Genomic DNA, 18,495 nt, shown 5'->3' on the forward strand with positions numbered 1-18,495 from the left:
TTCACTCCTCCTCTTCCACTTCCTCTCCGGCCAGCTTTCTGAGCTTGTCGAGGTCGGAACCGACGGCTATGAGAACGTCCCCCTCCTCCAGCGTGTCGTCCTTTCCCGGGTTGTAGACGTACCTCGTTCCGCGCTTTATCGCCAGAATCCTCGTGCCTATCTTGCTGGGGAGCTTGAGCTGGGCCAGGGTCTTTCCGTGGAGGATCGAGCCCGGCCTCACTGTCACCCTCCCAAGCTCCTCCTCGGTGTCCTCCATAATCTTCCTGATTATCGGGTGAGGCTCAACATCGCGGAGCACTATCTCCGATATCTTGTAGGCGGCGTCGCTCATCTGCTCGTTTATGGTGGCGACCTCTATCACACTAAGGAGCTTCGTGGGCTTCTCCTCCTTTTTGGCCGCCTTGAGGGCGAGCTTCTTGACCTTGAGGGTGAGGTCGTCCATGCGCTCCTCCAGCAGGTAAACCTCCTCGGCGATGTCCTCGCTGTTGTACATGACGGAGGAGAAGGCGAGGTCAACCATGAGGGATGAAAGGTCCTTCATCTCCACGAGGCAGTTTTTAATCTCCTTGAGCTCACTCATTGCCCACCACCTTCATTATGCCCCTTGCGAGCTCCTTGAGGTAGTCTATCGACGTCTGCGTTCCCCTACCTATGAGAACGTCGTTCGCCAGTATCTTGAAGTCTCCGTCGGGGGCAAAAATCCAGCGCTTGCCCCTCCTGACGGCTATGAGCCACACCCCCGTGTTGCTCGCGAGGTCGAGCTCCTCCAGCGTCTTCCCCACGAGGACGGAGTGCGGGGCAACGATGAAGCGCCCTATGACCTCCTCGCTCTCCATGATGGCCTCCCTTATGACGGGATGTAGCTCAACGCCCTCGAGAACCATCTTGGCAAGGTCAGCTGCGGCGTTCGAGACGTCGTCTATGGCGTGTGCCATCTGGAGGATTGAGGTTATCTTCTCCGCATCTCGGGGATTCCTTGCGGCGAGAACGGCGTGAACCGTCAGGTGGTAGTTGAGAAGGTCGAGGTACTCCTCCAGCTCCAGCACTTCCTCCGCTATGTCCTCCTCATTAAAGAGAACGGATGAGTACGCCAGGTCAACCATAAGCTCGGCGGTGTTTTTCATCTCAATGAAAATCTCCTTGACGTTCTTCGGACGGTACTCGTACTCCTCCAGCTCCTCCACGAGGTTCTCACCATTCCTTGGCTGCCCGCGAAAGTTTATTTAGTTTTCGGGCCATGACGGGAAAACTTATATAGTACCTCGCAGACTATTTTCGGCAAAACGTGCAGGGGTGGCAGCGATGGAGAGTGATAGGGATGGGGGCCCTTCAGGAGCTGAAAAACAGGGTTTTATCCGCCTACAGGACGACGCTACCCTCGCTCGTGCTCTCATTGATAATCGGCCTATTCGGCGGTACGTTTCTCGGCAAGTACTTTGACAAGGTCCGTTCCTCCTACCCAGGCCTTCTCGTGATTCTGCCGGGAATAATGGGGCTCCGCGGAAACGTCTTCGGTTCCCTGGCCTCGCGCTTCTCCACGATGCTCTACCTCGGTGAACTCGAACCATGCCTGAGGGACAGAAAAGTGCTCAAAAACGTGGTGATCGCGGTTATGCTATCCCTGATCCCCATAACCCTCCTTTGGGCGATAGGCGTCCTCCAGGGCATCAGAAAGAACGCTTTTGAAATCCTCCTAATAGTGATAAGCTCCACGATTCTGGTCTCCCTCATCCTCGGGTACTTCAGTGCCTTCGTGACCATCTTCAGCTTCCGCCGTGGGAGTGACCCCGACAGTGTCGCGGCGCCCCTTGTGGCCTCTATGGGGGATTTACTCACCATACCCTCCCTTATAATGTTCATACTCCTCCTGGAGCACTCCAAGGGGCAGTTCTGGACTTCCAACACGGCCCTCGTCGTGCTCTTCCTCTTCCTCATCGGGGTTGGCAGGGTCAGAAGGGCGGAGGTTCTTGAGCTGAAGGAGCTCTTCATAACCATAACGGCCCTCGCCCTCCTCTCGGTGGTCTCGGGCTCACTCCTCCACCGCTACAGCGAAATAATAGGCAGAGCCCTCCTCCTTGGTTTCATATACCCGGCACTCCTCAGCAGCTTCGGGAACTACGGCTCGGTCGTGGCCGCTAAAACCTCCACAAAGCTCCACCTCGGTGAGATTGAAGGTTACCTCTCCGGAGAGCAGATGCTCGAGATACTCGGCCTGTTCATGACGACGCCCGTTATAGGGGTGGCGCTGAGTTATCTCGGGGCGCTTGTGGTGAGGCTCACCACGGGGGCGAGCGTTGTGCCGCTCCGCACCCTTGTACTGACCTACCCCTTCATGGCGCTCTTCGTGATGTTCTACGCCTACACGCTCTCCTACTTCCTCTTCCAGAGGAACATAGATCCCGACAGCGTGGCGATTCCCCTGATAGCGAACAACAGCGACATACTCGGTACCATATACACGGTGATGCTCGCGAAGATGGCAACGGGCATGTAAAAAAAGTGGGAGAAGTATCAACCGAGGCGCTTCCTCATGAATGCCTCGAAGTTGTCCATTGCCTCCTCAAGAACCGGGACCGGCGGCAGGAAGACTATGCGGAAGTGCCAGTCGCCTACCCTTCCGAAGCCGGAGCCGTGGACGAATAAAACATGCGCCTCGTTGAGGACGTCGAGGACGAACTCCTTATCGCTCTTCCACTTGGAGCGCTCCTCTATCCGCGGGAAGATGTAAAAGGCTCCCTGCGGCTTCTGGGTGCTCACCCCAGGTATTTCAGTGAGGCGCTTGTAGATGTAGTCCCTCCTCTCCTTAAGCTTGGCCATGTACTCCCCGAGATAATCCATCGGGCCGGTTAGGCCTGCTATCGCCGCGAACTGGGCCGGAGTGCTCGGGCAGAGCCTTATGCGAGCGAGCTTGTCTATGGCTTCCCTCACTTCTGCCAGCTTGTTCTCCGGGTCAACGTAGTAGAAGTAGCCCAAACGCCATCCGGTGGCGAAGTAGACCTTGGACATGCCGTTCATCACTATAACCGGAACGTCCTTTGTGAGTGAGCCTGGAGAAACGTGCTCCCCCTCGTAGGTCATGAGGTCGTATATCTCGTCGCTTATGATCAGGATATCGTACTCTCCGGCGAGGTCAATTATCTCCTTCACCGTCTTCTTCTCGTAAAGCGCTCCGGTGGGGTTGTTTGGGTTTATGACCGCGATGGCCTTCGTCCTCTCGTCTATGCGCTTCCTCATGTCGTCTATGTCCGGCTGCCAGCCCTCCTCCTCAAGGGTGGTGTACTCGTTGGGGATTCCACCGTAGAACTTGACGAGGCCTGTGTAAGGCGGATAGCTCGGGCTTGGAACGAGAATGTTGTCCCCTGGATCGAGGATGCCGCCGAATATAAGCTGGAGGGCCTCGGTGACGGCCGTTGTGACGCGAACATCGTCGGGACTTACATTAACGCCGTTCTTCCTCTTCTCCCGCTCCACTATGGCCTCCCTGAGCTCCGGAATACCTTCACTCGGGCCGTAGTAGTTGTGGCCCTCATTTATCGCCCTGCAGTAAGCTTCCTTCATGTGCTCCGGCGGCTGGAAGTCGTACTTCCCGGGATCGCCTATGTTGAGGCGGATAACCTTTATCCCCTTCTTTTCGAGCTCCCTTGCGGGGAGAACGACGTCCCTTATGGCGTACTCAACACCCATGGCCCTTTCAGATGGATGAATCATTTCAATCACCACTGGACTGTTAAGACTTCAACCATAAAAACTTATTCATGCGTGGGGCCAAAGCTTAAAAGTCCCGGGGAGGAATTCGCAACAGGCGATGAAGAATAGCAAGCAAACTGAGAGCTCACGAAATGATGACGTGAACACCCACTGAGCCTAAACGTACACCGCGAACGGGGCAAGGATCAGCACATCAAGCCCCGCTTTTCTCGCGCTCTCGAGCGCGTCGGCAGGGGAGCACACTATCGGCTCTCCATGCATGTTGAAGCTCGTGTTGAGCACTGCCCCAATTCCCGCTTTTTTATTGAATTCTTCAATTGTGGAATAGTATAATTCGTTAACCTTTTTCCTCACGGCCTGCGGCCTCGTGGTTCCGTCAACGTGGACAACGGCCGGGGCTGCCTCTCTAAACTCCTCGCTCGCGGTGTAGCTCATGGTCATGAACTCGTTGGGCTCTCCGTTCAGATCTTCGAGGTATTCTCCCGCCTTCTGCCAGAGCATCGAGGGCGCGAAGGGCTGGAAGACGTCCCTCTTCAAAGCCACGTTGAGCCTCTCCTTAACGCTCTCGTCTCTGGGATCAGCCAGAATCGAGCGGTTACCAAGGGCCCTCGGCCCGTACTCCATCCGACCGTTGAAGAGGCCCACGAGCTCCCCCTCCACGAGGGCATCGGCGACGAATCCCGAAACGTCGCTTACCTCCCCGTACTCAACGCCTTCCTCTTTGAGAATACCCTCTATTTCCTCCTCGGAGTACTCTGGCCCCAGATAGACGTGCTCCAGTTTAGAGGGCCTCCACTTTCCATCTAGCCTCTCGAACTGAGCTTTGATGAATATGGCAGCGCCAAAGGCGAGGCCGCCGTCGTCCATAGCAGGGAACACCCAGAGGTTGTCGTCTCCAAAAACGTGCCTCAGGACGGCGTTGGCCTTGACGTTTTGAGCTACACCGCCGGCGTAGGCCACCGGGAGGGAATGCTCATTGAGCCGGAGGCCCAGCTCCTCAACGAGCTTCTCAAGGTGGGCCTGGGCGCTCGCCGCTATCCCTATCGCCTTCCTCTGAAGTTTTCCCTCGAGCTTTCCGCGCTTCATCTGCATCGCTATCTCCTTCGCGTGCTTCAGCGGATACTTGAACAGCTCCGCGAGCTTCTTAGTGGCTTCAACGCCCACAACCTTTAGATGGTTCTCGAAGGTCAGGCCGTTTAACTCGATTATAGAGCTTAAATCGTAGGCCGGCCTCCCGTAGGCCGCTAAACTCATCACCTTGCCCTCGTGCCTCATCGGCTTGAAGCCGAGGAGCTCTGTAACGGAGGCGTAGAAGTCGCCGAGGGAATCTAGATAGGTGCTCTGAGCCATCCTGATCATCTCACCGTCTCTCGCGACGTAGATGGACGAGCTGAGCCCATCTCCAGCCGCGTCTATGCTCAGAGCTATCGCATCTCTCCAGCCGGAGGTGTAGTAGGCCGAGGCAGAGTGGGCAAGGTGGTGCTCGACGAAGATAACCTTCCTCTTAAAGTCTTTCCCAAAAATTGCCTTCAGGTTCTCCTCAAGAGCTATTAAGCGGCTCTGCTTCCGGAATATTCCGGCAACTGCTATGGCCTCAACTTCCTCTGGAGAAGCGTTGGCCATCTCAAGGACTTTCCTCACGCTCAGCTCAGGGAAGCCGCGGTATTTTTTAACGCGGTTGAGTCTCTCCTCGTTAACCGCGAAGATTCTCTCGCCGTCTATCAGAACTACCCCCGCATCGTGACCATCGTGGACTCCGAGTATCATGTTCCCCGCTTCCGCAAAGGTCTTTAAAAACTTCGCCCCAGTCTAAAGGGGTGAGATTATGATAATCTGGGACGACCACTTCCACGTTGACCCTTACCACGGGCTGTTTTTGGAGGCGGTGAAGGAGTTTCATAGGACCGGGGGAACGCACCTCGTGGTGGTCTACAAGACGGCCCACGACTACGGCTTCCCGGGACTCAAGGCGGAGGACTTCATGAAGGCGATGGACTTCCACATCGAGCTGGTCGAGAGGATAAACAGCGAGACACCGGTGAAGGCCTACGCCGTCGTTGGAGTCCACCCGGCGGAGTTCGACTACCTTGCGAGAGAGAAAGGGCTCGAATATGCGAAAAACGAGGTAATGAAGGCGTTGGAGTATGCCCAGAAGCTCTGCCTTGAGGGAAAGGCGATAGGCATAGGTGAAATCGGCAGGCCGCACTACGAGGTTCCAGAGGAGATTTGGAAAGCGAGCATAGAGCTGATGAAGTACGGGATGAGTTTAGCAAAAGAGGCCGACTGCGCCGTCCAGCTCCACACCGAGAGCTTCAACGAAGAGAAGTTCAGGGAGCTCGGGAAATACGTAAGGGAGGTCGGCATGAAACCCCATAAAGTTGTCAAGCACTTCTCGCCGCCGCTAGTAACGGTTGCCGAAGAGGTCGGCGTTTTCCCGAGCGTGATAGCGAGCAGGAAGAACATCAAAGCTGCCATAGAGCAGGGGAACCGCTTCATGATGGAGACTGACTACATAGACGATAAGAGAAGGCCGGGAGCGGTTCTGGGGCCGAAAACTGTTCCAAAGAGGACGAAGGCCTTCCTCCAGAACGGCATCTTCACCGAGGAGGACGTTTACAAGATACACGTTGAAAACCCGGAAAAGGTCTATGGGGTGGAGATTGGGGAGTAGCCCCAAATTTTCACTTTTCGGACCGTGGACTCAGAAAAGCCTGAGCTCTTCATCCGGTGCTATGGGCTCCGCCTCGTAGCCAAGTCCATTTAAAATCCTCGCGAACTCCCTCGCGTGGCCGTAGACCGTCAGCACCTTCTCGGGGTTTACCTTCTCCACTATCCGCATGAGCTCCCAGAAATCCGCGTGGTTGCTTAGCTTCAGCGTTCCAAAGCCGGAAACCGTAAGCTCCCACGGAGAGAAGGAGTTCTCAACCCTTGGGGAGCGGAAGGAGCGCAAGACCACCTCCCCATCCCCCAGGATGTTGCCGAAGGTTACCCCGAACTTGGAGTAGACCCTCGCCACCTTGAGCATCTCCCTGGACGGCCTGACCGTGTAGCCGTGGACGTCGAGTATCTTCATGACCTCCTGCGCCTTTCCCATCTGGTTAACGTAGAGCGTCGGCCTCTTCCCCCTGTCAAGGGCTTCCTCCACAAATGCCACGAGCTTCTTCTCCGCCTCTCTCGGCGAGGGAAAGGTGTGGTGGGGAACACCGAAGGTGGCTTCGATCACGAGGAAGTCCGCCCGCGGGAAGCGGCTTTTCTCCGCCGTCCGGAGCTTGTACCACTTCACATCTCCTGTGTAGAAGAGCGTGCCGTTCTCGAGCCACAGCTTTATTCCGGCCGAGCCGAGCATGTGGCCCGCGGGATAGAGCTTCGCCTTTATATCACCTATGTAAAAGGTTTTCCCAAAGGGAACCTCGCGGTAAAAGCCCCCCTTGCGGAGGTGGCTGAGGAACTTTGTGGCCCTCGTGGCGAAGATGACCTCCCCGCTAACGAAGTGGTCGGTGTGGGCGTGGCTCTGGAAGGCAAACCTCGTCGAGCTGTCGAGGCCTATGTTGCGCAATATCATCTTACGCCCCCGGTTATGATAAACATCGAACTGACAGTTTATAAATATGGCACCGAAAAATATGCGGAGGAAAGATGAAGGTAGAGACGGCCGTGTTAGTGGTCTCCGCGACACTCATATACCCGTTAATACTCTATTACCTAGTCCTAACTCTGAACGGGATACGCTACTATCTGGGGTTCCAGGAAAGGGAGCCCCCTCATGAGCTCCCGAAGGTCACCATCATGATACCGGCCCGGAACGAGGGGTTGACCGTTGGTGAGACGCTCAGGGCCATGATGGAACTCGACTACCCCAAGGACCGTCTTGAGGTTCTCCTCCTGAACGATGGCTCCACGGACGAGACGGAGGTTGTGGCAAGGCGGTTCGAGAGGGAATATCCTTTCATCAGGGTAATAAACGTGGAGAACGGGGGAAGGGGTAAGGGATACGTTCTGAACTACGGGATGAAGTTCGCCCGCGGGGAGGTCATAGCGGTTTACGATGCGGACAACAGGCCCGAGAAGGACTCCCTAAAGAAGCTCATCGCCCTTCTCAGCGAGGAAACACCCGTCGTTGTCGGGAAGGTGAAAACATTAAATTGGAAAACGAACGTTCTAACGCGCTTCATCTCAATGGAGTTCATGTACTTCCAGCTCGTCAGCCAGGGCGGTAGGAGCTTGCTGTTTAAGAACGCCCTTATTCCCGGCACAAACTTCGTCATAAAGCGCTCCATTCTTGAGGAGATTGGAGGGTGGGACGAAAAAGCCCTTGCAGAGGACCTTGAGCTCTCCTTCAGGATTATGGAGAGGGGATACCGGATACTCTACAACCCCCAAGCCACCTCATGGGAGAGCGAGCCTGAAGACTGGGGCGTGTGGTTCCGTCAGAGGGTTAGATGGGCAACGGGAAACGTTTACACTGCCCGAAAGTACCTCAGGCGGCTCCACAGCATCAGGAGCCCATTCGTGAGGGCCGATGTCATTGTGGAGGCCACTACGTACTACCTCTTCTCAGCGGCCGTGCTTGCCTCGGATATCCTATTCCTCCACGGGGTCTCCCTTGGAAGAGAACTTAACAGGTTCGCACTGATGCTCTGGGCAGTTGTTTACGGGATATACCTCTTTAGCATCTACGCCGCTCTTGCACTCGAGGGAGAGCTCAGACCTTCCTACGTACTCCTTGCACCTATCATGTACTACACCTACTCGCAGGCGTGGATCCTCGTCTCGCTGAAGGGACTCGACAACGTCCGCAGAGGAGCGGTTAGATGGTACAAGACCGTCAGAACCGCGGTGATAAGGAGCGTATACTACCCGCTCTTCGGCCGGAGTGTGAACAGGGAAACCCTCCCCCTGGGCCTCCGTCCCGTTATCGAAGCGGAGAAGTTCGGGGCGTCCAGGCGAGTGGGGGAACTCTCAAGGAAGCTGGCCCGTGAGGAGGGTCTCTCCGAGGAGGACGCCCGTGCTATAGTGCTCTCCATTCTCTCAGGTGCCAACGTTGTGGTGGTCTCCTCCAGAAAGGCGGAGAGGATAGCTCTCAAGCTCGGACTGGTGCCGATTGAAAAGGAGGTGGTTAAGGTTGAGCCGCGAAAGTGAACTTCTTGAGAAATACTTTCAGATGACGAAGGATGGGGAGAAGGCCCTCGATATGCTGGAGAGGGCCCTTGAGGAGAAGGAGAGGAACATGTTCAGGGGCTTCCTCATGGTGGGGCTCGGGATATCCCTCCTGGTCAACGCCACCATAATGTCCCTCAGGGAGACCTCGCTTATATCGGTCTTTGGGAGCCTCCTCGGTGGCCTCTCCCTGGCGGTGGGCTTCTACTACGCGGCCAAACCCATAAGACTCAGGGAAGTGCGGTGAGGGCATCTCACACCTTAACCCCAAGCTCGCCCCGCTCGAGGACGATCCTCCCGTCGGGCAGGAGCGAGATGCTCAGGGCGTGGATTTCCACCCCTGCTTTCCTGGCTTCTTTCAAAAGCTCTGCTATCTCGGGATCGCCCTTCTTGTAGGGCCTGAACCTCTCAACGCCGGGCATCGCACCGATGAAGAATATCATAGCCCTCTTTCCAGCCTTTGACAGCTCTATCAGCTCCCTTATGTGTTTCTGGCCCCTCACGCTCGGGCAGTCGGGGTACATCGCGTACTCTCCCCTTTTCCCACCGCGGAGGACGGCGCTCTTCATCTCGGCGTAGATTTCACCGCCTGGACACTCGAAGAGGTAATCGAGGCGGGACTTTCCGACGGTGACTTCCTTCCTTTTTATGAGGCAATTTCTAAGCCATGGGACGAGGTTGAGCTCAACGGCCCTCTCGAAGGCCTTAGCCTGGGTTCTGGTGTCTATTATCGCGCCCTCCCCCTCCAGGTCTTCGAACGCAATTAAAACAAAGTCCGTCTTCCCTCCTCTCTTCGGTGTGCAGAAGGCCCTCCTCCCCTTAACCATGAACTCCTCTAATCGGCCGGTGTTTGTCACCAAAGCTTTCCTAATCTCGCCGTTTACTTCAACTAGGGCTACAAAGCGGTTGAGCCTTTCGATGAACCTGCACGGAACGACGTTGAGGGTCAGCAGTACGGGTTTCGTCATGAAATAAACTACACCGAAAGACGTTTTTAACTTTGAGGGCAAACTTAAACGGTGGTTCGATGATACCGGAGGAGTTCATCAAATACGCCTTCGAGGAGAGGGTGGAAGGAATAAGAAAGCTCGCGGAGGGAAAGTTCGGGCCGGAGGCGCTGATAGGGTTCACGAGGCACAACCCGGCCGTAATAACCTGCGGAAGGGCCGGCCCGAATGGGTCGATCAAGGGGATAGGGTTCATCCACAAGGATGAATATCTGGAGGAGACCCTTCAAAAACTGCGAGAAGAACTAAAGAGGCCCTACAACCCCAGAGAAGCCCTCGACTTTCTCCTCAACGAGATATACGTGAGGAAGAAGATGGACTTCACAAAGCTGGTGTCCCTCGAACTCGCCAAAAAGCACACCTGGGCGAACGTCACTGGAGGAAGCAGGGAAGCAACGGTGCTCTTCTTCACGCCGCCGAGCACATCCTACGAGGTCAGATGCGAGGTGGAGGTGCACAAGGGTGACGAGGTGTGGGAGTACACCAACGCCGTCCATGACGTCTTCCACAGGCCGGAGAGGCCGAGGGACTGGAGGGGAACGCCCGCGTACCTCTTCAAAATCAAAGAAATCTACGACAACGGCGAGAGGGCGATGGGAGTGAGGATTTATCCGTGAGTGGGGGATTCCAGCACAAACTTTTTATCCAGTTTATGGATAATCCAATTGGTGGATAATAATGAAATTCTACGACAGGGAAAGCGAGATGACCTCCCTTGAGAAGGCCTTGGAAGCGTCCCGCTCAAGGCTCGTTGTGGTCGTGATAACCGGCAGGAGGAGGGTGGGCAAGACAAGGCTTGTGAGAGAGTTCTTTAAGAGAAACGGGGTGAAGTTCCTGGACTTTTTCGTTGGTGTCAAAAGCGAGAGGCTCCTAATGGAGGACTTTTCAGGGGAGATACGGGAGAAACTCGGCTACTCCCCAGAATTCACCACTTTCCGCGATCTCCTTCAGTATCTGGAGCGGATAAGCCCGGAGGCAGTTTTCTTCGACGAGTTCCAGAACGTCCTCCGGATTAACCCGTCAATGGCGTTCGAGCTCCAGAGGTTCATAGACAGAAACGCGGAGAAGCCGCTCCTCATGGTGCTGTCGGGTTCATACCTCGGCATGATGAAGAAGCTCTTCGCCTCGCGGAAGGCGCCGCTCTACGGGAGGAGTTCAATCTTTATGGAGCTCAGGCCCCTAAAGCCCTCCCACGTTTTCAGAATGCTGGGGGATATAGGGGTTGAAGATGCAGAAAGGAAGGTGGCCTTTTACTCCCTCTTCGGAGGTGTACCCAAATACTACGAACTCCTGGAGCTGCTCGGTGAGGATGAACCCTTAGAACTCCTCACGAAGGCCGTTGAATACTCCACGTTCATCGTTTCCGAGGGAGAAGGACTCCTGATGGATGAGTTCGGAAAGGGTTACAGAACATACTTCTCAATCCTCCAGGCAATAGCAGGGGGGAAGAACAGGCTCGTCGAGATAGCAAATGCCCTGGGGATGAAGCCGGGGAGCGTCTCCAAGTACCTCGAAGCTCTCCAGGACTACTACGGTCTCATCGAGCGTGAAAAACCTATCCTCGGCGGCAGACGCTCCCGATACGTCATAAGCGACCCATTCATAAAGGCCTGGTTTTCCCTCATCGAGCCGCAGAGGAAGAACATTGAAGCCGGCGACATTGAGGCGTTTAGGAGGTTCCTGGAGGGAAGGCTCGAAAGCTTCCTCGGGAGGGCATTCGAGAGAACCCTAAAGGACATCCTCCACGAGCTCAATGGAAATCTACTGACTTTTGACGAGATAGGGCCCCAGTGGGGCAGAAACTACGAGATAGACCTCGTTGCCATAAACAGGGAGAAAAAAGAGGCTACTTTCATCGAGGCCAAGTGGAGCAGGAACGTTGACGGCCCCAGAGAGATTGGAAAACTGGTCGCCAAGTCCCAGCTAGTTCCGTGGAAGGGCGAGAGGCGCTACCTACTCGTGGCAAGGGACTTCGGGAGAAAGTGCGATGACTGCATGACCGTTGAGGAACTGCTTCCCCACCTAAAACCTTAAATATTCTTCACCAGACATTCAGATGGAAATCTAAACGGAAGGTGATGGGAATGGTTGACTTCGAGCTGCTTAAGAAGATTATAGAGGCGCCGGGAGTTACCGGCTACGAGTTCCTTGGCGTCAGGGATGTGGTAATTGAAGCGTTCAAGCCCCACGTCGATGAAATAAAGGTGGACAAGCTCGGCAACGTTATAGCCCACAAGAAGGGCACCGGTCCGAAGGTCATGCTCGCGGGCCACATGGACCAGATAGGACTCATGGTCACCCATATAGAGAAGAACGGCTTCCTCCGCGTTGCTCCCGTTGGAGGCGTTGACCCGAGGACGCTCATAGCCCAGCGCTTCAAGGTCTGGATCGGGCCGAACGAGTACATCTACGGTGTCGGTGGATCTGTTCCTCCCCACATCCAGAAGCCCGAGGAGAGGAGCAAGGCCCCGACCTGGGACCAGGTCTTCATTGACGTTGGAGCGGAGAGCAAGGAAGAGGCAGAGGAAATGGGTGTTAAGATCGGCACCGTCATCACCTGGGACGGAAGGCTCGAGAAGCTCGGAAAGCACCGCCTTGTGAGCCTCGCCCACGACGACAGGATAGCGGTTTACATACTCGTCGAGGCAGCCAGACAGCTGGCGGAGACCGACGCCGATATCTACTTCGTGGCAACGGTTCAGGAGGAGGTCGGCCTTAGGGGAGCGAAGGTTTCGGCCTTCGGCATAGACCCGGACTACGGTTTTGCGCTCGATGTCACCATAGCGGCTGACGTTCCCGGAACTCCGGAGCACAAGCAGGTCACCCAGCTTGGAAAGGGCGTTGCGATAAAGATAATGGACCGCTCCGTGATATGCCACCCCACCATAGTCCGCTGGATGGAAGAGGTTGCCAAGAAGCACGAGATACCCTACCAGTGGGACATTCTCCTCGGGGGAGGAACCGACGCTGGAGCGATTCACCTCAACAAGAGCGGCGTTCCGAGCGGAGGGATAAGCATCCCCGCACGCTACATCCACTCAAACACCGAAGTGGTTGATGAGCGCGATGTTGATGCAGCCGTCAAGCTTACCGTCAAGGTTCTCGAGGAGATTCACGAGCTGAAGCTCTGAGCTTCCCCTTCTTTAAACTCTTTTTCGAGCTTTCTTGATGCGTAGAGGGCATAGATAAGTCCAACCGCCAGGCCCGCCAGAAGGAACGGCGTTTTTGATGGGAGCGGCAGGCCACGGTGCCATTTGTAGAGCAGGTAGTTTTGGTAGAAGAACAGGTATGAGAGCCACGTTATCAGGAGGGTTATTATACCTTCTTCGATGAGCCTTAGATCCCTCTCTCCCATCTCCATCCCCACACCCACTGGGGTGAAGGCACTATAAACTTTTTGGGAGCAGGGCTTAAATACCTGGAGGACATAAATACATATGGCGAGGGATTATGGAGCCGATAGACCCAGCCATATTTTTTGAGCTTCCGATACCGATCGAGCCCGATAAGAGGGATGTTGAGTGGGTCAAAGACAGGGTGGAGTTTATGGCGGACTACCTCTGGAACAAGCTTGAGCTCTACGATATACTGGGAAGCCCAGACCTCTATTACTCCGAATTTAAGGCCATCGTAAGAGGGAGGGGAAACCTCATAGAAGAGTGGCTCGAGTACGACTACCCGTGGGCGAAGTTCGTGGAGACTATACTCTTTGACCTGGCAGAGTACGTGAGGCTCAAGCAACAGGCGGGAGAACTTTAGCCCCGGAAACATTATAAACCCCCCTCCCCAACTCCGGGAGGGTGCTACATGAGGATAGTCTTCGACATTGGAGGGTCTGTTCTCGTCCCGGATAAGCCGGACATTGACTTTATTGAGCACATCGCCTACGAGCTCGTGAAGATAAGCGAGGATCACGAGGTAGCGGTCGTTGTCGGGGGAGGAAGGGTTGCAAGGGAGTACATCAGGGCAGCCAAGACCTTCACGCCCAACGAGACCTTCAAGGACTACATCGGCATACACATAACCCGTGCAAACGCGATGCTCCTGATAGCGGCCCTTGGGGAGAAGGCCTATCCATTCGTCGTTCAGGACTTCCGTAAGGCGTGGGAGGTCATGCAGGTCAAGAAAATCCCGATAATGGGGGGAACGCATCCGGGCCACACGACGGACGCTGTTGCAGCTCTCCTCGCGGAGTACCTTCAGGCGGACCTTCTCGTTGTGGTCACCAACGTTGATGGAGTTTACGACTCCGACCCAAGGAAGAACCCAGATGCAAAGAAGCTCGACAAAATAACGACTGATCAGCTCGTCGAGATAGCCATGCAAGCCGAGAGCAAGGCCGGAGGAAGCGGGGTCGTGGATGCTTTGGCTGCAAAGTTCATCCAGCGCGGCGGGATAAAGACCTACATCGTCGGGAAAAGCGATGCCTACCACCTCTTCGATGTCGTGAAGGGGAAACACGGTGGAACGGTTGTGGAGCCCTGAGGTTTTCCCTTTGTTCTTCTTCATGATACTGTTTAATTTTAGGATATAGGGAGTATAGGATAAAAACCAAACCCCTTGAGCGGGGGGTCACGTGGATTTCCGGAGCCGGCAGGCGGTGAGCTTGAGCTCGGGGGTTCCCGCTTTGTTGAGGGCATCGTTAGTAAGTACGTTGGCCCCGAAGTGGAAGGGAACGACCACCGTGCCCTCCTGAACCCCACCGATAACGGCCTTCACGCTCACCGCCCCCCTGCGCGTCTCGATTATCACCTCGTCCCCGTCTTTTATTCCCATTCTCTCCGCGTCGGCCCCGTTTATGTATGCCACCGGTTCCTCCATGAGCTTCACGAGGGAGGGGCTTCTCAGCGTCATCTCGCCCGTGTTGTAATGGCTCCCCGCCCTTACGGTTATCAGCGTGAGGGGATATTCCCTGTCTGGCGTCTCCCAGGGGAGTATCTGCTCCACGGCGTTGAAGAAGGCTTTTCCCCCAGGCGTCGGGAACCCCCAAGTGTACAGCCTCTTTCTCGGCAGGAAAAAGCCGTAGGAGTTCTTGAGCTCCTCAACGCTCCTCTCCTCGAGCTCGGGGAAGAGCTTGAAGTACTCCTCCGTCACTTCCTCTACCCTCCCGTAATCGAACCCAGGAAGCCCGAGGGCCCTGCCGAGCATTGTTATAATCTCCCAGTCCGGCTTCGCCTCCCCGGGAGGCTCGCAAACTTTGTGGCTCCACTGTATTCTCCTCTCGCTGTTCATGTAGCTTCCCTCCCTCTCGCAGAAGGCCGCCGCCGGGAGGACGTAGTGAGCATAGCGGGAGGTCTTCGTGGGGAAGATGTCCTGAACCACGAGGAGGTCGAGCTTTTTGAGGGCCTTCACCACCGCGTTGCTGTTGGGCTCGCTCACCACAGGGTTCTCACCCATTATGTAGAGGGCCCTCAGTTCCCCGTTCTCTATCGCGTCGAAGAACTCAGTGAGGTAAAGGCCGCGCTCCATTGGGATGCTGCCAACCCCCCATATCCTCATGACCCTCTCCCTGAACTCCCCGTTGGTGAGCTCGACGTAGCCGGGGAGGTACTCGCTAAGCGCACCCATGTAAGCGGCCCCCTGGACGTTGTTCTGGCCCCTGACGGGGTACAGGCCGCCCTTCTCGCCGATGTAGCCCGTGAGGAGCGCGAGGTTTATGATGGCGAGAACGTTCTCGACACCGGAGACGTGCTGCGTAAGTCCCATCCCCCACATAAGCGCACCGCTCCCGGCGAGGGCGAACTCCCTTGCCACCTGCTCTATAAGCGAGGCCTTCACGCCCGTTATTCTCTCCGCGTACTCAGGGGTGTACTTCCTCGTGGCCATTGCGACCTCCATGAAGTCCCGCGTGTTCCTCTCGATGAATGCCTCGTCGTAGAGTTCGTCCCTTATTATCACGTGGGCCATCGCGTTGGCGAGGGTTATGTCCGTCCCGGGCCGGATGAGAAGCGCCAGGTCAGCCCACCTCGTCGTCAGCGTCTCCCTCACGTCCACCGCTATTATCTTCGCCCCGCGCTTCCGGGCCCTGTGGAGGTAGCTCATGAGCACGGGGTGTGTGTCCGCGGGGTTGTAGCCCCATATCAGGAGAACCTTAAAGCGCTCCAGATCCTCGTAGGGGTTCGTCTGGACGCCCATACCAAGGGCTTTCTTGAGGGCGTGGACGCTCGCCTCGTGGCAGAGACGCGCGCAGTTGTCTATGTTGTTCGTCCCGAGGATACGGGCGAGCTTGGCCAAGAGGTAGTTGTCCTCGTTGGAGCACTTCGAGGATGCTATGAAGCCTATCGCCCCCGGCCCGTAGAACTCCCTTATCTCCAGCAGCTTCGAGGAAATTTCCTCCATTGCCTTGGCCCATGAAATCTCCCTGAAGGTGCCGTTCTCGCGTTTCAGGGGCTTCTTAAGTCTCTCGGGATGGGAGATAAACTCCGTGGCCCTCAGCCCCTTTGGACAGAGCAGTCCCCTGTTCACGGGGGAGTTCTTATCGGGACGCACCGTGAGGTTTTCCACAATGAGAGAGCATCCGAAACCGCAGTAGGGACATACCACCCGCTTCACGCTACCACCTTGTTTATATGAAAACGTCAAAAATTTAAAAGGTTTCGGTGAATTTCAACGCCTAAATGCCAAAAATCTCCCCAAAACCTTTAGAGGTGGCCGGTAGAGTTAGTGAAGGTGATAACATGCTCCATCACGTTAGGCTTATTTACGCCACCAAGAGCCGGAAGCTCGTTGGTAAGAAAATCGTTCTGGCCATTCCAGGAAGCATAGCCGCTGTGGAGTGCGTCAAGCTCGCGAGGGAGCTTATAAGACACGGTGCAGAAGTCCACGCCGTAATGAGCGAGAACGCCCAGAAGATAATCCACCCATACGCCATGGAGTTCGCCACCGGGAACCCTGTTGTGACGGAAATCACGGGCTTCATCGAGCACGTTGAACTCGCTGGAGAGCACGAGAACAAGGCCGACCTCGTTCTGGTCTGTCCCGCCACCGCAAACACCATCTCAAAAATCGCCTGCGGGATTGATGATACGCCAGTTACAACCGTCGTGACGACTGCATTCGCCCACACCCCAATAATGATAGCCCCTGCGATGCACTCCACGATGTACGACCACCCCATCGTGAAGGAGAACATCGAGAAGCTAAAGAAACTTGGAGTTGAGTTCATAGGGCCGAGGTTCGAGGAGGGCAAGGCCAAAGTCGCCTCGATCGAGGAAATAGTCTACCACGTCATGAGGAAGCTCCACCCCAAGAGCCTCGAGGGGAAGCGCGTCCTCGTTACAGCCGGAGCCACGAGGGAGTACATAGACCCAATACGCTACATAACCAACGCGAGCAGCGGGAAGATGGGGGTGGCGATAGCGGAGGAGGCGGAGCTCCGCGGCGCGGAAGTGACGCTGGTGAGAACGAAGGGGAGCGTGCCCAGCCTCGTTGAGAACCAGATCGAGGTCGAGACCGTAGAGGAGATGCTTGAGGCGATAGAGAACGAGCTTAAGGCCAAGAAGTACGACGCCGTCGTTCTGGCAGCAGCGGTAAGCGACTTCCGCGTTAAGGAGAAGGCAGGAGCGAAGATAAAGAGCGGTAAGAGCATAACGCTCGAGCTCGAGCCGACCCCCAAGATAATAGACCTCGTGAAGGAGCTCCAGCCGGAGGTTTTCCTCGTGGGCTTCAAGGCAGAGACAGGACTGAGCGAGGAGGAGCTCGTTGAGGCAGCCAGGAAGCAGATTCAGAGGGCGGGAAGCGATTTGGTCGTTGCCAACACGCTCAAGGCCTTTGGAAGCGAGGAGAACGAGGTTGTGCTCGTTGGCAGGGAGCACGTCAAGAAACTCCCAAGGATGAGCAAGCGCGAGCTGGCGGAGAGGCTCTGGGATGAGGTGGTTGTCCACCTCTGACCCCCATTTTCCGAAAGCCTTAAAAACCTTCCATCTCTTCTACCTTGTGGACGCGGGCCGGTAGCTCAGCTTGGGAGAGCGACGGCTTCGCAAGCCGTAGGCCGCGGGTTCAAATCCCGCCCGGTCCACCATACATTCCTTCTCGAACCTTCCCTTGGGAATAAGCTTATTAATGACATTTCTGGAGTAGATGTGAGGTGAGGGTATGCTCGTTGGGATAATGAGTGACACTCACGACAACCTCCCGGCCATACGGAGGGCCGTGGAGCTCTTCAACCGGGAGAACGTTGACCTCGTCATTCACTGCGGAGACTACGTGGCCCCCTTCGTTAAGAGGGAACTTTCGAAGTTAAACGCCCCGCTGAAGGGGGTTTTTGGCAACAACGATGGAGAGAGGGAGGGTCTAAGGGAGGCCCTCGGGGTTGAGGACGAGATACTGGAGCTGACCGTTGACGGCTTTAAGGTGGTGGTTCTCCACGGTACGGACGAGAGGGTCGTGAGGGCATTTACAAGGAGCCAGGCATACGACGTAGTTGTGAGGGGGCACACCCACAGGTACGAGATAGCAGAAAACGGGAGAACCCTCCTCCTGAACCCGGGCGAAGTCAGCGGCTACGTGAGTGGCGTTAAGAGCGTCGCATTCCTCGACACGAAGAAGAGGGAAGTCCGCATAGTGGACATAGAGTCGGAAGAAATACTGGGTCTCATGAGTCTTTGAGACCTCCGGAAACTCT

Annotated in this window: 19 protein-coding genes and 1 tRNA gene; 12 read left to right on the forward strand and 8 right to left on the reverse strand. The window is 55.8% G+C overall.

Annotated features, from left to right (window positions below; translation table 11 throughout):
* Window position 1: 1 nt before the first annotated feature.
* Both PFER_RS02435 and PFER_RS02440 read right to left on the reverse strand, forming a co-directional pair.
* Window positions 2-580 (reverse strand): potassium channel family protein, encoded by a 579-nt coding sequence (locus PFER_RS02435; RefSeq protein WP_048148413.1) that lies wholly within the window; start codon window positions 578-580, stop codon window positions 2-4.
* Window positions 573-1,184, reverse strand: a complete 612-nt coding sequence (locus PFER_RS02440; protein ID WP_048148416.1) for a potassium channel family protein — start codon at window positions 1,182-1,184, stop codon at window positions 573-575. The genes PFER_RS02435 and PFER_RS02440 overlap by 8 nt, the downstream gene beginning before the upstream one ends.
* Window positions 1,185-1,318: 134 nt before the next feature.
* Between PFER_RS02440 and PFER_RS02445 the strand changes: the two genes are divergently transcribed.
* A complete protein-coding gene (locus PFER_RS02445) occupies window positions 1,319-2,494 on the forward strand; it encodes a magnesium transporter (protein WP_048148417.1) in 1,176 nt (391 codons plus the stop codon).
* Window positions 2,495-2,511: 17 nt separating this feature from the next.
* Here PFER_RS02445 and PFER_RS02450 read toward each other — a convergent pair whose 3' ends face one another.
* Entirely contained in the window at window positions 2,512-3,708 is a 1,197-nt protein-coding gene (locus PFER_RS02450; RefSeq protein WP_048148418.1) for a pyridoxal phosphate-dependent aminotransferase, read from the reverse strand.
* A gap of 156 nt (window positions 3,709-3,864) precedes the next feature.
* Complete coding sequence (locus PFER_RS02455) at window positions 3,865-5,475, reverse strand: carbamoyltransferase family protein (RefSeq protein WP_048148419.1); 1,611 nt, start codon at window positions 5,473-5,475, stop codon at window positions 3,865-3,867.
* A 58-nt stretch (window positions 5,476-5,533) separates the two neighbouring features.
* On the opposite strand from PFER_RS02455, the gene PFER_RS02460 reads away from it, so the two are divergent.
* Window positions 5,534-6,379, forward strand: coding sequence for a TatD family hydrolase (locus PFER_RS02460; RefSeq protein WP_048148421.1), 846 nt, complete (start codon window positions 5,534-5,536; stop codon window positions 6,377-6,379).
* A gap of 30 nt (window positions 6,380-6,409) precedes the next feature.
* Here the strand turns inward: PFER_RS02460 and PFER_RS02465 are convergent, their stop codons facing one another.
* The gene (locus PFER_RS02465; RefSeq protein WP_048148423.1) at window positions 6,410-7,270 is read right to left on the reverse strand and encodes an MBL fold metallo-hydrolase; all 861 of its coding nucleotides are present in this window, start codon (window positions 7,268-7,270) and stop codon (window positions 6,410-6,412) included.
* A 74-nt stretch (window positions 7,271-7,344) separates the two neighbouring features.
* Between PFER_RS02465 and PFER_RS02470 the strand changes: the two genes are divergently transcribed.
* Together PFER_RS02470 and PFER_RS02475 are read left to right on the forward strand one after the other, a co-directional pair.
* Window positions 7,345-8,847, forward strand: coding sequence for a glycosyltransferase (locus PFER_RS02470; protein WP_084593888.1), 1,503 nt, complete (start codon window positions 7,345-7,347; stop codon window positions 8,845-8,847).
* Window positions 8,831-9,112 (forward strand): hypothetical protein, encoded by a 282-nt coding sequence (locus tag PFER_RS02475; RefSeq protein WP_048148425.1) that lies wholly within the window; start codon window positions 8,831-8,833, stop codon window positions 9,110-9,112. Before PFER_RS02470 ends, PFER_RS02475 begins: the two co-directional genes overlap by 17 nt.
* 7 nt (window positions 9,113-9,119) lie before the next feature.
* On the opposite strand, the gene sfsA is transcribed toward PFER_RS02475, so the two are convergent.
* Window positions 9,120-9,833, reverse strand: coding sequence for a DNA/RNA nuclease SfsA (sfsA, locus tag PFER_RS02480; RefSeq protein WP_048148427.1), 714 nt, complete (start codon window positions 9,831-9,833; stop codon window positions 9,120-9,122).
* 59 nt (window positions 9,834-9,892) lie between these two features.
* On the opposite strand from sfsA, the gene PFER_RS02485 reads away from it, so the two are divergent.
* The 3 genes from PFER_RS02485 (at window position 9,893) to PFER_RS02495 (ending at window position 13,003) form a co-directional block, all read left to right on the forward strand.
* Complete coding sequence (locus PFER_RS02485) at window positions 9,893-10,489, forward strand: hypothetical protein (RefSeq protein ID WP_048148429.1); 597 nt, start codon at window positions 9,893-9,895, stop codon at window positions 10,487-10,489.
* Between the two features lie 61 nt (window positions 10,490-10,550).
* A complete protein-coding gene (locus PFER_RS02490; RefSeq protein WP_048148431.1) occupies window positions 10,551-11,906 on the forward strand; it encodes an ATP-binding protein in 1,356 nt (451 codons plus the stop codon).
* A gap of 50 nt (window positions 11,907-11,956) precedes the next feature.
* Window positions 11,957-13,003, forward strand: a complete 1,047-nt coding sequence (locus PFER_RS02495; RefSeq protein WP_048148432.1) for a M42 family metallopeptidase — start codon at window positions 11,957-11,959, stop codon at window positions 13,001-13,003.
* Here the strand turns inward: PFER_RS02495 and PFER_RS02500 are convergent.
* A complete protein-coding gene (locus tag PFER_RS02500; RefSeq protein ID WP_048148434.1) occupies window positions 12,985-13,233 on the reverse strand; it encodes a hypothetical protein in 249 nt (82 codons plus the stop codon). The two genes, PFER_RS02495 and PFER_RS02500, sit on opposite strands and share 19 nt — an antisense overlap.
* Window positions 13,234-13,322: 89 nt before the next feature.
* On the opposite strand from PFER_RS02500, the gene PFER_RS02505 reads away from it, so the two are divergent.
* Together PFER_RS02505 and pyrH are read left to right on the forward strand one after the other, a co-directional pair.
* Entirely contained in the window at window positions 13,323-13,631 is a 309-nt protein-coding gene (locus tag PFER_RS02505) for a hypothetical protein (protein WP_048148436.1), read from the forward strand.
* A 48-nt stretch (window positions 13,632-13,679) separates the two neighbouring features.
* Window positions 13,680-14,357, forward strand: coding sequence for a UMP kinase (gene pyrH, locus PFER_RS02510; protein WP_048148438.1), 678 nt, complete (start codon window positions 13,680-13,682; stop codon window positions 14,355-14,357).
* Window positions 14,358-14,444: 87 nt separating this feature from the next.
* On the opposite strand, the gene fdhF is transcribed toward pyrH, so the two are convergent.
* Window positions 14,445-16,424 (reverse strand): formate dehydrogenase subunit alpha, encoded by a 1,980-nt coding sequence (gene fdhF / locus PFER_RS02515; protein ID WP_048148440.1) that lies wholly within the window; start codon window positions 16,422-16,424, stop codon window positions 14,445-14,447.
* Window positions 16,425-16,549: 125 nt separating this feature from the next.
* Between fdhF and coaBC the strand changes: the two genes are divergently transcribed.
* The 3 genes from coaBC (at window position 16,550) to PFER_RS02530 (ending at window position 18,479) form a co-directional block, all read left to right on the forward strand.
* Window positions 16,550-17,761, forward strand: a complete 1,212-nt coding sequence (coaBC, locus tag PFER_RS02520) for a bifunctional phosphopantothenoylcysteine decarboxylase/phosphopantothenate--cysteine ligase CoaBC (RefSeq protein WP_048148441.1) — start codon at window positions 16,550-16,552, stop codon at window positions 17,759-17,761.
* A 54-nt stretch (window positions 17,762-17,815) separates the two neighbouring features.
* Window positions 17,816-17,892: transfer RNA gene (locus PFER_RS02525), tRNA-Ala, on the forward strand.
* Between the two features lie 74 nt (window positions 17,893-17,966).
* Window positions 17,967-18,479 (forward strand): metallophosphoesterase, encoded by a 513-nt coding sequence (locus PFER_RS02530; protein ID WP_048148443.1) that lies wholly within the window; start codon window positions 17,967-17,969, stop codon window positions 18,477-18,479.
* The last annotated feature ends 16 nt before the right edge of the window (window positions 18,480-18,495 follow it).

Source organism: Palaeococcus ferrophilus DSM 13482 (genome assembly GCF_000966265.1).
GTDB classification, from domain to species: domain Archaea; phylum Methanobacteriota_B; class Thermococci; order Thermococcales; family Thermococcaceae; genus Palaeococcus; species Palaeococcus ferrophilus.

What these genes read in the sequence shown, in the direction of transcription:
- sfsA (WP_048148427.1), bottom strand. Translation starts at nt 9,833, where the DNA reads ATGACGAAACCCGTACTGCTGACCCTCAACGTCGTTCCGTGCAGGTTC.
- PFER_RS02450 (WP_048148418.1), bottom strand. Translation starts at nt 3,708, where the DNA reads ATGATTCATCCATCTGAAAGGGCCATGGGTGTTGAGTACGCCATAAGG.
- PFER_RS02500 (WP_048148434.1), bottom strand. Translation starts at nt 13,233, where the DNA reads ATGGAGATGGGAGAGAGGGATCTAAGGCTCATCGAAGAAGGTATAATA.
- PFER_RS02460 (WP_048148421.1), top strand. Translation starts at nt 5,534, where the DNA reads ATGATAATCTGGGACGACCACTTCCACGTTGACCCTTACCACGGGCTG.
- pyrH (WP_048148438.1), top strand. Translation starts at nt 13,680, where the DNA reads ATGAGGATAGTCTTCGACATTGGAGGGTCTGTTCTCGTCCCGGATAAG.
- PFER_RS02470 (WP_084593888.1), top strand. Translation starts at nt 7,345, where the DNA reads ATGAAGGTAGAGACGGCCGTGTTAGTGGTCTCCGCGACACTCATATAC.
- PFER_RS02530 (WP_048148443.1), top strand. Translation starts at nt 17,967, where the DNA reads ATGCTCGTTGGGATAATGAGTGACACTCACGACAACCTCCCGGCCATA.
- PFER_RS02505 (WP_048148436.1), top strand. Translation starts at nt 13,323, where the DNA reads ATGGAGCCGATAGACCCAGCCATATTTTTTGAGCTTCCGATACCGATC.
- PFER_RS02485 (WP_048148429.1), top strand. Translation starts at nt 9,893, where the DNA reads ATGATACCGGAGGAGTTCATCAAATACGCCTTCGAGGAGAGGGTGGAA.
- PFER_RS02490 (WP_048148431.1), top strand. Translation starts at nt 10,551, where the DNA reads ATGAAATTCTACGACAGGGAAAGCGAGATGACCTCCCTTGAGAAGGCC.
- PFER_RS02455 (WP_048148419.1), bottom strand. Translation starts at nt 5,475, where the DNA reads ATGATACTCGGAGTCCACGATGGTCACGATGCGGGGGTAGTTCTGATA.
- PFER_RS02435 (WP_048148413.1), bottom strand. Translation starts at nt 580, where the DNA reads ATGAGTGAGCTCAAGGAGATTAAAAACTGCCTCGTGGAGATGAAGGAC.
- coaBC (WP_048148441.1), top strand. Translation starts at nt 16,550, where the DNA reads ATGCTCCATCACGTTAGGCTTATTTACGCCACCAAGAGCCGGAAGCTC.
- PFER_RS02445 (WP_048148417.1), top strand. Translation starts at nt 1,319, where the DNA reads ATGGGGGCCCTTCAGGAGCTGAAAAACAGGGTTTTATCCGCCTACAGG.
- PFER_RS02495 (WP_048148432.1), top strand. Translation starts at nt 11,957, where the DNA reads ATGGTTGACTTCGAGCTGCTTAAGAAGATTATAGAGGCGCCGGGAGTT.
- PFER_RS02465 (WP_048148423.1), bottom strand. Translation starts at nt 7,270, where the DNA reads ATGATATTGCGCAACATAGGCCTCGACAGCTCGACGAGGTTTGCCTTC.